The organism is Paenibacillus etheri (assembly GCF_001012825.1).
Classification (GTDB): Bacteria; Bacillota; Bacilli; order Paenibacillales; family Paenibacillaceae; genus Paenibacillus_AQ; species Paenibacillus_AQ etheri.
In genome coordinates this window covers 208,766-221,928 of the sequence record NZ_LCZJ02000026.1, presented here as the reverse complement: position 1 = coordinate 221,928, position 13,163 = coordinate 208,766, and the positions used below count along the sequence as shown (strand labels likewise).

General features: G+C 40.8%; 9 protein-coding genes. 8 read left to right on the top strand and 1 reads right to left on the bottom strand.

The window, feature by feature from the left end:
• Positions 1-96 precede the first annotated feature (96 nt).
• On the top strand, positions 97-1,818 hold the full coding sequence (locus tag UQ64_RS16105; protein WP_060624769.1) for a glycoside hydrolase family 13 protein: 1,722 nt from the start codon (positions 97-99) through the stop codon (positions 1,816-1,818).
• Between the two features lie 69 nt (positions 1,819-1,887).
• Here UQ64_RS16105 and UQ64_RS16100 read toward each other — a convergent pair whose 3' ends face one another.
• Positions 1,888-3,774, bottom strand: a complete 1,887-nt coding sequence (locus UQ64_RS16100) for an LTA synthase family protein (protein WP_060624457.1) — start codon at positions 3,772-3,774, stop codon at positions 1,888-1,890.
• A 351-nt stretch (positions 3,775-4,125) separates the two neighbouring features.
• On the opposite strand from UQ64_RS16100, the gene UQ64_RS16095 reads away from it, so the two are divergent.
• The 7 genes from UQ64_RS16095 to nspC all read left to right on the top strand — a co-directional run bounded on the left by UQ64_RS16095 (position 4,126) and on the right by nspC (position 13,125).
• Positions 4,126-5,613, top strand: coding sequence for a stalk domain-containing protein (locus tag UQ64_RS16095; RefSeq protein WP_060624456.1), 1,488 nt, complete (start codon positions 4,126-4,128; stop codon positions 5,611-5,613).
• A gap of 378 nt (positions 5,614-5,991) precedes the next feature.
• Positions 5,992-6,954, top strand: a complete 963-nt coding sequence (locus UQ64_RS16090; RefSeq protein WP_060624455.1) for an alpha/beta hydrolase — start codon at positions 5,992-5,994, stop codon at positions 6,952-6,954.
• Between the two features lie 63 nt (positions 6,955-7,017).
• On the top strand, positions 7,018-8,367 hold the full coding sequence (locus UQ64_RS16085) for an MFS transporter (RefSeq protein WP_156417590.1): 1,350 nt from the start codon (positions 7,018-7,020) through the stop codon (positions 8,365-8,367).
• Positions 8,368-8,526: 159 nt separating this feature from the next.
• On the top strand, positions 8,527-9,342 hold the full coding sequence (locus UQ64_RS16080) for an alpha/beta hydrolase family protein (protein ID WP_060624453.1): 816 nt from the start codon (positions 8,527-8,529) through the stop codon (positions 9,340-9,342).
• 148 nt (positions 9,343-9,490) lie between these two features.
• Complete coding sequence (locus UQ64_RS16075; RefSeq protein ID WP_060624452.1) at positions 9,491-10,225, top strand: GntR family transcriptional regulator; 735 nt, start codon at positions 9,491-9,493, stop codon at positions 10,223-10,225.
• 554 nt (positions 10,226-10,779) lie between these two features.
• Positions 10,780-11,979, top strand: coding sequence for a saccharopine dehydrogenase family protein (locus UQ64_RS16070; RefSeq protein WP_060624451.1), 1,200 nt, complete (start codon positions 10,780-10,782; stop codon positions 11,977-11,979).
• A 9-nt stretch (positions 11,980-11,988) separates the two neighbouring features.
• Positions 11,989-13,125, top strand: coding sequence for a carboxynorspermidine decarboxylase (gene nspC, locus UQ64_RS16065; protein WP_060624450.1), 1,137 nt, complete (start codon positions 11,989-11,991; stop codon positions 13,123-13,125).
• The last annotated feature ends 38 nt before the right edge of the window (positions 13,126-13,163 follow it).

Genomic DNA, 13,163 nt, shown 5'->3' with positions numbered 1-13,163 from the left:
ATAATCTTAAGTTTTATTATGAAAATCACTAATTCGTGAATTGAATAGGAAAATATTTTCCTAAGAGGGTATATGAATACGAAGGAGCTGCATATATTGAACAGAACATGGTGGAAAGAAGCCACAGCGTATCAAATTTACCCACGGAGCTTTATGGACAGCAATGGCGATGGCGTTGGAGATCTGCAGGGAGTCATCTCAAAACTTGATTACTTACAGGACCTTGGCATCAATGTCATTTGGATCTGTCCTATTTATAAATCCCCGAACGATGATAATGGCTATGATATTTCAGATTACCAGGATATTATGGCGGACTTCGGCAGTATGGCCGATTTCGATCAGCTATTAAGCGAGGTTCATGCACGGGGCATGAAGCTGATTCTGGATCTTGTCATTAACCATACTTCAGACGAACATCCTTGGTTTGTTGAAGCGCGTTCAAGCAAGGATAATGCTAAACGTGATTATTATATTTGGAGAGATCCTAAGGACGGAAAGGAACCGAATAACTGGGAGAGTATTTTTAGCGGTTCGATCTGGGAGTTCGACCCTGCTACAGAGCAATATTTCATGCATGTGTTCTCCAAAAGACAGCCTGACCTCAACTGGGAGAATGCTGAAGTACGTCAGGAATTATACGGTATGGTCAATTGGTGGCTGGATAAAGGGATCGACGGCTTCCGAGTGGATGCTATTTCACATATTAAGAAAATCCCAGGTCTTCCTGATCTGCCAAATCCAGATAATCTTTCGTTCGTTTCGTCCGGCGCGGGTCATATGAATCGGGAAGGAATTCACGATTTTCTACAGGAGCTAAAAGAGGAAACATTTGATCGTTATGACATTATGACCGTTGGTGAAGCGAGTGGTGTTAGTGTCGATCAAGCGGAAAAGTGGGTTGGCGAGGAGCAGGGTAAATTCAATATGATTTTTCAGTTCGAGCATTTAGCCCTTTGGAATAAGAGTGTTACGGGTGGCTTGGATGTTCTGCAGCTGAAGTCGGCACTCTCCCGTTGGCAGAAAGGTCTTGCGGGCAGAGGCTGGAATGCATTATTTATCGAGAATCACGACCAACCGCGTTCAGTTTCCACTTGGGGAAATGATGGTGAGTACTGGAAGGCGTCGGCCAAATCGCTGGCTACGATGTATTTCCTAATGCAAGGAACACCGTTTATTTATCAAGGTCAAGAAATTGGAATGACCAATGTACGATTTGATTCGATGGATGATTATGATGATGTGGCGATGAAGAACCTGTATCGTTTAGAGACAGAAGCCGGAAAATCACATGAGGAAGTCATGGAGGTTATCTGGAAGAACGGTCGCGACAATTCTAGAACGCCTATGCAATGGGATGACTCTGAGAACGCCGGTTTCAGCAGCGGCAAGCCTTGGATGAAGGTCAATCCTAATTTCACGGAGATCAATGTAGAACGTGCGAAGCAGGACCCTGATTCCATCTATCATCATTATAAAAAGCTAATCGCACTTCGGGCCGCTAATCCTATTACTGTTTATGGAACCTATGATTTGATCCTGCCTGAAGATGAACGAATCTACGCTTATACTCGTACACTTGGCAATGAGAAATTGCTGGTCATGTCAAACCTGACTTCAGAGGAAGCGCTATTCGACCTTCCGTTTGACTTGGAATTTGACTCCAGTGAGTTGCTGTTGAATAACTATGAAGTTGACCCTGCCGAGAAGATCGAGACAGTGGCATTACGCCCTTACGAATCTCGTGTGTATATGCTGGTTAACGCACCTGTAGAGCAAGGGGCAATTCGTGAGAGTGTGCCTGCAACAACGGTTTAATTATTTTAATAAACGTAAGAATGCCCCTCGGCCAATGGCTGAGGGGCATTCTTTTTTTGAAAATATCAATTATTTGCTCTGTTCGCCATCATCCGTTGAAGGTATATCTGGCCGTTGCAGAATGTAACTATTAGACATATTCAGGAGGCGCTGAACGGCATCAAATTGTGCTTTTGTCGAACCGCCCTCAGTTTCAGAGCCATCGTTTAAGTTATAGTTGCTTCCATCATCATAATCGATACCGGTCAAGTACAAGCTTGTGTCATTGATAAAAGAACCAGTAGGAAGAAAATGTCTAACAGGTAGCAGATTGGTCTGTTGATTCATTAGGTCTTCTCCGAAGTGGAGCTGATCCTTCATAGAAATTCCTAACAGATTAGCTACAGTTGGTAAGATGTCAATCTGACCGCCAGTTTGGGTATATACATTAGGTTGGTCTATGCCTGGGGCATGAACAATGAAAGGAACGTTGAACATATCGGTATATCCATACTCGTGTCCGACCATTTCCTCCATTAATGATTTCTCATTGCCGTCAAGGGAATACAGTGATACACCTTGATGATCTCCGTAGAAGACAATCACGCTATCTTCCCATAACCCGCTGGACTTCAGTTGGTCTAGGAATTGTCCCATGGCGTAATCCGCATAATTTTGGCCTAAAATATAGTCGCCGACCAAGGTTCCTTCGTACCGTTTAGGCAGCGTCATTTTGAATTTAGATTCTGGCATTTTATAAGGGTGATGAGCACTCATAGAGATGACCATCGCGTAAAAAGGATCATCTTTAGCATCCATTTTGACTAATTCAGGAACCGTCTTAGCAAACAGTACCTCATCGGAAGCTCCAAATGCGATATGATCATCATCTCCATAAAAGGACTGATCGTAGTATTTATCAAAGCCTAGCACCTTATATAAGGTTTTGCGGTTCCAGAATTCCACGCTGTTGGTGTGAAAGGTGGCTGTGTTGTATCCATTTGCTTTCATCAGCTTGGGCAGACTTGGAAGTTCCTTAGTCATATACTTGGAGGAAGTGGCTACTTCGTGATGAGGAACATATAGCGAGGTGTTCACTACAAATTCTGCATCCGATGTTGTTCCTTGCCCCGCATTCGTATAGAAGTTATTGAAATAATGTTCGCTTGCTATAAGTTTATTTAGATTTGGAGTCACTTCCTGTCCATCAATGCTTAAGCCAAGCAGGAAATTCTGAAAAGATTCCATTTGCACTACAATTAGATTCTTACCTTGAGCCGCTGCCCAATACTTTGGAGAGACTGGTTCCGTTATCGCCTTTGTAGCGTCCACAGACTGCTGCGTAATTTCTTTGCTGTCGATCATTTCTATCTTTTCCGTGCTGTCAGCAAAAATAGTATATACCTCATAATTGAGAATCCCCATACTCTCCGCTTTTTTATTCTCGTTCATACTGGCGTGATTCGGCCAAATATTAAAGACACAGATCGCAAGAGAAACGCTGATAATCCCAAGCAAAGCGGTTCGGTTCATGCGCCGGTTCATGCCTCGTTCTTTCCAAATCGCAATATATTTCGGACGGAACATAAAGAACATGAAGACTACTATATCCACAAAAATGAACAAATAGTAAGGATCCAGCAAGGAGTACGTGCTTTCTCCTACCTTGGTTACTTTATCTGCTTGTTCCAAGGCATGGTAAGTAGCAATTATGCCGTAATACTTGTAATACATCAGAACGGCAAAATAAATCACTGAAATTAATAAGTTCGCAATCATGTAATACAGAAACTTCCGCTTGGAAGCCATCCACTCAATGAGTCCAAATACGATAAAGAAAAACGGTATCTCTGTGAGCAACATGCTCCAATTAGGACCGTCACTAAATACCACGAACCAAGCCACTGCGCATTTTAAGAGCAGGATGAAGCTGAAAATTAGAAAGGGTTTGTTTTTGATCTGAAAATCTTTTTTCACTCGTTATCATCCTCTCTGGTGCAAAACACACTAAAACTTTGCTTAACCCTGTATGTTGTGGGAATCCGTTGCAATATGCCGATGCTTATTATGCTCTTGAAGTTTTCGTGTGTCAAAAGACGGACGAGAGACCTAGAGCGCAGCAACAAGCGATTTAAGCCACATAATCAAGAGAAATCAGCTTCAATCCTAAACTACAGGTTAAATGCGTATAAATTGATTTAAAAAATTACAGTTTCTCGCAACTTCACATAATATTCCACAGTCTATATAAGGAGAGTGAATACAGCGGAGGTCCAGTTGGTGCTTACCAATTGTTTGACTCCTCTAATGTTAAAGGAGTGATTTTAAGTGGGAAGACAAATTTCAAGCTTTAAAATTCAGATAAGACGAATAGGCAGTGTAGTTGTCGGGGCAGCAATTATCCTAGCTGCAGTCTCTCCATTAATAGTTAAGGCGGACAGTGTAGTGAATTTCCCGGATGAAAAGAAGTTATTGTCTGGCATCACAGGGCTGGATGCGGGGGATAGGAGTGCTTATGCCATCACTGCAGATGGAACAGCTTGGGCTTGGGGTGGTGGATACGGCTCTATTGGTCATGGGGCAACCACGCCGGCGTATACTCCAGTCAAAATGCGTATCGATCATGTAAAGCAAGTTTCAGGTGGCTACCGTCATAACTTGATGTTGAAAGATGATGGAACCGTGTGGGCTGTGGGAGGAAACGAACATGGACAACTTGGCACTGGAGCACAGTCCTCGACAGTCCTTGTAGAGCCGGTTCAAGTGAAGGGGCTAACGGATGTGATTTCTGTTTCGGCAGGAGACACACATAGTTTAGCGCTTCGAAAAGACGGAACGGTCTGGGCGTGGGGAGGTAATGAGCAAGGGCAACTTGGTGACAACACGGGGACAAACGGGCTAACACCGGTACAGGTGAAAGGACTACCCTCTATTTTAGCTATAGCTGCAGGATCGAATAATTCAGTGGCACTTGGGAACGGCGGAGAGGTGTGGGTGTGGGGCTCATCTAAAACTAGAGGTATTAAAAAGGATGCGGCTCTAAAGCCTACCCTACTTAAAGGCGGCGGGGAGTATAGAGCTGTTGATACTGATGGGTGGAGTGGAGTAGCTTTGAGATGGGATGGTACCGTTTGGTTATGGAATAATTACACAGATATGAATCAGAATGAAACTTTACAGCCGATTCAGATTCCAGGACTCACAGATGTCGTATCGATGACAACGGACTCAGCAGTAAAAGCCGATGGGACCGTATGGCAGTGGACAGTTGGCGATAAAAATAAGATGAATGTTAAGCAGATTAGTGGTATTCAAAATGCAGTTTCGATTACCAACGGGAGCAGAAATCATTATGTGCTCTTAAAAGACGGTCATGTTCTTGCATGGGGAACGAATGAATTTGGACAGACTGGCTTGGGGGTTAGAGATTTTATGATTGACACGCCTCAGCCAGTGAAAAAATTGATTCAGGTTCTGTTGAACAATAATGAAATGGATCTGACCATGCCTCCTTTACTGCTCAACAATTCTACTTACGTTCCTTTAAGAGGAATATTTCAGCAAATGGGAGTGAATGTACGTTGGGACGTTCCATCGAGATCAGTTATTGCCGTAAAGGAATCTACATCTACTACGCTAATTTTAAATTCGGTTAATGGACAAACGACAGTGAATGAAAAAGTAATAGCCACAGATCAAAAGCCAGTCTTTATTAATGATAGTGTATATGTACCGTTAAGACTGGTCAGTGAAATGTTAGGCGCTAAGGTAGAGTGGGATGCAGGAACTTATGCTGTTCAAATCCATTCGAATTAAAATAGGGGTATTTTGACATTAAGTATTGTTTGTATTGGTATGACTAATATGTTCCTTACGCTTGATTTTAAAAGTGATACTTCAGAAAAGAGCTCCCAAACGACGGGGGCTCTTTATCATTATAATGATCTGTTTTTTAATCAGTATTGACTTAACTGGTTTTAATGATTTATAGTGAAGTTGCAATTAATTAGACAACTATATATACCACGCATTACTGTTGTATGTTTTTTACTTGTAGGGTATGGAGGCATAATAATTAAAAAGGGGGCGTCCAGTTCTACAAAATTTAATTACGGTTTTCTGTAAGCGAATACATTTTAGCGTTCAACAAGACCAAAAAATATAAGTGCTGACAACACAAGAAAGGAAAAGAAAATGACAAATAGAAAATGGAGACAAAACGGACCCATTTTAAGTACCGAAAATCAGAGAGGTTATTTTGATATCCCCTATGGCACAGCGTCCGACGCTCAAAAGCTAGATATTTGGCTACCTGATGGAGATGGTCCCTTTCCTGTAATTGTTTCCATACATGGTGGAGGATTTGTAGCTTGCGATAAACGCCAAAAAGATATGATTGAGCCGATGCTTGAAGGACGAAATAGAGGGTATGCCATTATTTCCATAAATTACAGACTGACGGATGAAGTGATATTTCCTGAACCAGTAAGAGACGTAAAGATGGCCATCCGTTTTATCAAAAAGAATGCTGCCAAATTTCATTTGGATCCGCAAAGGATTGCCACTTGGGGTGGATCCGCAGGTGGTTATTTAGCCCTTATGACAGCGGTTTTTGCTAAAGAAACTCTATTTGATACAGAACATGATCCTAATAAAGATATTCCAACGGACGTATCGGCGGTTGTTTCTTGGTATCCGGTTTGCGACTTTTCTCGTTTGGATCACGATCTACAAGTGAATTACATTCTCCAGGAAAACTCACTATACGAGCCGGTGGATATCAGTGATGAGTACGAAGACGTCTTCCCTATCTCAAAGCGCAATGAATTCCCATTTCATACAAAGGAAAGTGTCTTAGAGAAGTTGGTTGGTGGTCCGATAGACGAGTTGGGTCAGCAAGTTAAAAGATTAAATCCGATGAGTTATATCAATAAAGAAATTCCAAAGATTTTGTTGCAGCATGGAGGTGGTGATGATATTACACCGATGCAACAATCGATCGATTTCGCATTGAAAGTAAATCAGCTTTTCGGGAGAGAACAAGCTAAGGTTGAAATTTTTCCAAACGCTATTCATTCCTCAGTGATATTTGAAACGAAAACGAATATTGGACGTGTTTTGGATTTTATCGATATTGAACTAAAGAAAACATTGTAACTCACTTAAGCTAAGCTGTTCTAGAAGAGGGGAATGTACATGACAGGGCAAAACGCAAGCGCAATGAAATCTCAAGAATATTCTATAAAGAAAGCTGTACCTGTTCTATTACTATTATTTTTATTATGTTTGGTCATTGACGGTTCATTTAAAATTGTTTCGGTAGATATAGCAAAAGATTTTAATATATCTGCGACGATGGTTTCTTGGCAAGCGACCTTAGCTGGACTTGTTTTTGGGATTGGGGCAGTTGTATACGCGGCTTTGTCCGATACCATCAGTATCCGAAGACTTATTAGTATAGGTATAGTAATAATATGTGTTGGTTCAGTGATGGGTTTTGTTTTTCAACATTCGTATACAATGGTTGTTATTTCACGAGTACTTCAAACGATGGGACTGACATCCGCAGAGACTTTATATGTAATCTTTGTGACTAAACAATTGCCTTTAAATGAACAAAAGAAATTTTTAGGATTAAGTACAAGCAGTTTTGCATTGTCTCAAGTAATAGGATCCTTGACTGGCGGATTTGTATCCACTTATTTTCATTGGACGACTCTATTTTTAGTTTCATTGGTAACTCTACTTATTCTTCCTTTTATTCTAAAATATCTGCCAAAAGAAGAGAAAAGAGGCTTAAATGTCGATGTAACTGGTTTATTCCTGGTGGGAACAACTGCCGCAACGCTATTGTTCTATATTACTAACTTTAATACTATTTATCTTATTGCGTTTATTGTCGCCCTCGTCCTGTTCTTAACCTATATCAGCAAAAGTTCTAAAGCGTTCATTAGCCTTTCATTTTTCAAAAATAAGCAATTCATTTCTTTGTTATCGATAGTTTTTGTTATTTACTCTGTACAATTAGCTTATATCTTTTTGTTTCCATTTCTTTTAGGAAATATTTTCAATATGAGACTCGATAAGATTTCGTTACTTCTAATCCCGTCTTTTGTCTTAGCTGCAACGGTTGGGGCGCTTTCAGGAAAAGTAGCGAAAATGTTAGGAAGCAAGCAATGTATCATGATTGCAATGACGGGTATTACCGTTAGCTTGTTGGTAGGTGCATTTTTTATCGAAAGTTCTTTTATGCTAATCATTTCAATGATTCTATTCGCTTGTTCGTACGCGTTTATGTATGCTCCGTTAATTGATTCATACGTTGGTACAGTTGGGAAGGAAAAGTCCGGTACTGCGATTGGATTTTACAACTTAATTATGGGGGTAGGCGCTTCTATCGGTATTGCTTATACGGCGGTAATGATGGATAAGCCATCATTACAATTGCTTCCTAACATAAATAATCCGGTCGCTTCCGTATACAGTACTATTTTAGTGGTTCTTTCACTCGTTACACTATTCAGCTTATTCCTGTACTGGGTTTTGGTGGGACGTCTAATTAAGAAATAGAATTTTCCGGTTTCAACCGTGGGAACCATGCTGGGGAACTGGTGGCAGGACAATTTAAAGGCAAACATGTGTATTCGAATTTCGCGAAGGCATTTACATGGGAAATTTGGGACCAACTAGTTGTTTTTCATCATAAGCAAAAAGGAGAGCGATCAACCCATGAAAGAACAGTTCGTATTGATTCCTAACGGAAGTCATAATATTCCCGGAATAATGGTAAGCCCATCAGGGGCAACAGAGGATAAACCAGCTCCTGTGGTATTGCTGTTGCATGGTACGGGTGGTAATAAAAATGAACTTGGAGATATCTACAAACGACTAGCTGCTCAATTGGCAGCAAGAGGATATGCATCTTTGCGGATCGACTTTGCAGGAGGTGGGGATAGTTCTCAACCTTATGTTGAGAATAACTTCGAAGATTCAGTCGCGGATGCTATGAAATCGGTCGAATTCATCGCTAATGATTCAGGAATAGATAATAATCGGATCGGTGTATTGGGTTACAGCCAGGGAGGGCGAATAGCGCAAGTAGTAGCAGGCCGCCTACCAAAAGTTAAAGCTCTTGCTACCTGGTCATCCGCACCGTCAAACGGTGTAGAAGATTTAGAACTTATGTTCAAACTTGACGATGAAGCCTATGCGAAAGGTTCAGTTATGGTTACGATGCCATGGGGGACTCAATTAGAATTTGGTAAAAAGTTCTTTACAGCGATGAAAAATTCTCGTGCACTTGATGAGGTTGCCAAATATAATGGCCCATTACTAGCAATTGGAGGTTCTGAAGATCCTGTCGTTCCACCTTTATTAGCAAGGAAATTAGTGCAGCATGCAGGAAGTACCGATGCGACTTTGCGTATTATTGATGGAGCAGATCATGGCTTCAACATTTACGCTGGTGATAAATTAAATCCTGATCAATCCATTGCAGAGAGTTTGCTAAAAATAACAACGGATTGGTTTGCTGAAAAACTGTAACTATCATGAAAGAATAGTTGGACAGGACGTTATTCCGGCCCAACTATTTTTTTATGTGATTTCATCGAACAAGTAGCCTAATCTTAAACGGCTAAGGTTGCGCATTCCAACTGACGGGATATAATGTATATCGAGGAGGAGTATCTTAATGCCGATTAAAACTAAAGACAAGTCCCATCTATATTTGGATGTTTATGATAAAATACTAAAACTAATTAATGAGGGAGTTTATCCGGTGGGAAGTAAATTGCCTGCGGAATTAGAACTTTCCAAAATGATGAATGTTAGTAGGATGACTTTACGCCAAGCCTTAAGCTTACTCCAAGAAGATGGCTATATCGTGACAATCCATGGACAAGGAAACTTTATAAAAGATAATACAAAATTACGAAGTGTTGGATTAGAGAAAATAGGGGATACAGTTTCTAATTGTTGTACGGAAGCTATTGATGGCATTGATTCCGACTTTCGCCTTGAATTTGTCAACGATTATGATTATATAAAAAAACTGTTCGGTATTCATTCGGCAGTGTGTATTGGATTTAACAGGTGGTACAAAAGTAAAAATGAAATTGTTGCGCACACCTTTTCCATACTGCCAAGTGAAATCGCTTCAAAATTCCAAGTAAATCTTAATGATAAAGAATGTCTTTTCGAATTGCTTGAAGAACGAATTTACGAATATGCACATTCTTCGACAATAGAAGTTAAATTTACAAAATCCGTAATCTCCACTTCGATCCATCGACTCCATTCAAACAATGATTTATATACACTATTAATTGAAAGTTTGTATGATTCGATTGGCCATGTTATTCTCCAGAATAAAATATATATACCGACCGAATTCAGCTCGATTAAAATTAATCGGATAAATAAATAGATTGAAAATTTAATTGGAGGGCGCAAGTCCTTTTTTTATTTTACAATCATCCATATCCCTTGCTTAAAAGAAAATATGAAATTCTGTAAACGAATGATCATGAATATTGGATCATTGGGACAAAAACGGGTAAGAGTATATATTACGGCCTCTTGTATTCGTTGCATGCTGTTGACAATTACAGCTTACCAAAGGCCGAAGAACAAATGGCAAAGCGACGGATACAGTAGCTAGACTGAACGTACTTATGCGGAGCTACTGAAAGGGAGTGGGAATTTTCATTTAATTTAAATAAATCGTATGAAGTAGCCCCCTATTGTGATAGAATAATCTAGTTGTCCTAGTTTTCGAAAATTCACTCCATTCCAGCGATTTTTATGAGAAATATAGGTGGATAATCGAGGAAATATGAGCATTCAAGAGTATTAATAAGAATCCTTGAAGGTTTTACACAATAAACATCATTTTTTGTCGGTTTTTATTGATTTATTCAAAAATATTATGTATAATCAGCCTTGTTGATTTTGCAAATGGAATTTTAGGAGGTTTTTATTTTGGGAAAAGCGTTAATTATTGGCGCTGGCGGTGTTTCCAGTGTTGTTGTTCACAAATGCTGCCAGAACCCGGATGTATTTGAAGAGATCTGCATAGCTAGCAGAACTGTCGCGAAATGTGACGCTCTGAAAGATAAATTAGCCGGAGGCCGCACGAAGATTTCTACTGCTCAGCTCGATGCAGATAATACGGACGAAGTCATTGAACTGATCAAGAGCTTTGAGCCGGATGTCGTTATTAATGTCGCTCTCCCATATCAGGACCTGACAATCATGGATGCGTGCCTGGCAACAGGAGTGCACTATGTGGATACTGCCAACTATGAACCACAAGATACAGCGAAATTTGAATACTCTTGGCAGTGGGCTTACAAAGAAAGATTCGAGAAGGCAGGCCTTACCGCGTTGCTTGGTAGTGGATTTGATCCAGGTGTAACGGGTGTGTTCACAGCTTACGCTCAAAAGCACTATTTTGATGAAATTCATACCATTGATATTGTAGACGCCAATGCTGGTGATCACGGATATCCATTTGCAACAAACTTTAATCCTGAAATCAATATTCGTGAAATTACAGCCAATGGCCGCTATTTCGAGAATGGCGAGTGGATTGAAACTGCACCACTTTCCGAGAAAAAAGTATACGATCTTCCGGAAATTGGACCAAAGGATATTTATCTTTTGTATCATGAAGAATTGGAATCCTTGGCAGTTAACATCAAGGGCGTGAAGAAGATTCGTTTCTGGATGACCTTCTCGCAGAACTACCTGACTCACTTGAAAGTGCTTGAGAATGTTGGCATGACTTCTATCGAGCCTATCATGTATGAAGGTAAAGAGATCGTTCCTCTGCAATTCTTGAAGGCGATTTTGCCGGACCCAGCTTCCTTGGGACCAAGAACCAAAGGTAAAACGAACATTGGATGTATTATCCAAGGAACCAAAGACGGAAAGCCAAAAACTTATTATGTATACAATGTTTGCGATCATGAAGAGTGCTATGCAGAGGTTGGTTCCCAAGCCATTTCCTACACTACAGGCGTTCCTGCAATGATCGGAGCGATGTTAATTATAAAAGGTATCTGGAAGAAGCCGGGCGTATTCAACGTTGAAGAGTTCGATCCAGATCCATTCATGGAAGCTTTAAATAAACATGGTCTGCCTTGGCAAGAAGATTTCTCGCCAACGCTGTTAGACTAAGGCGCGATAATGGATATAGATATCAGCGCAGTCCCGTCACCATGTTACCTTGTAGATGAAAGATTGCTTACACGTAATCTTGAGATTATGAATTCTGTACAGGAACGCACTGGAGCAAAGATTTTGCTCGCGCAAAAAGGCTTCTCCATGCATTCCTTGTATCCGTTAGTTGGGAAGTACTTGCATGGCGTAACCTCAAGCTCCTTGTTCGAAGCCAGACTTGGCTATGAAAAGATGGGCAAAGAGGTTCATGTGTACGCACCAGCTTATATAGATAGTGAATTCGATGAGCTTCTTGGATACTCCGACCACATTGTGTTCAATTCTTTTGACCAGTGGAATCGATTCAAGGATCGCGTTAAGAATGCACCGAAGCAGATCAGCTGCGGTATTCGGGTGAATCCAGAGTATTCTGAGATCGAAGTTCCGCTGTATGATCCGTGCTACAATTATTCCAGAATGGGAGTAACCCTCCCTAACTTCAGACCGGAAGAGCTTGAGGGGATTGATGGATTACACTTCCATACAATGTGCGAACAGAATTCGGATACACTTGAGCGTACACTCAAGGTGGTAGAAGAGAAGTTCGGACCTTATCTCAAAGGAATGAAATGGCTTAATTTCGGTGGTGGTCATCATATTACACGTCCCGATTATGATCTGGAGACCTTGATCAAGTGTATTCTACACATGAAAGAGACTTACGGTGTGGAAATCTATCTGGAGCCGGGAGAGGCAGTAGCTCTTAATACCGGATATTTAGTAGCTACCGTTCTCGATGTGATGCATAACGGAATGGATATTGCGATTCTCGATACCTCGGCAGAGTGCCACATGCCGGACGTACTGGCAATGCCGTACCGTCCGAACATTATCGATGCTGGACAACCTGGGGAATATCCTTATACGTACAGATTAGGTGGAATGACTTGCCTAGCGGGAGATGTTATCGGAGATTATTCCTTTAAGGAGCCTTTGAAATACGGCGATAGACTCGTATTTCTCGATATGGCGCATTATTCCATGGTGAAGAACCATATGTTTAACGGCGTGAATCTGCCTTCCATTGTTAGTTACAATGAAGAAGAGGGAATCAAAGTAATCAAACAGTTCGCTTTCGAAGATTTCAGCGAACGTTTATCTTAATAGTAAAAAGGTGTCCCTTGATGGGGCACCTTTTTTGA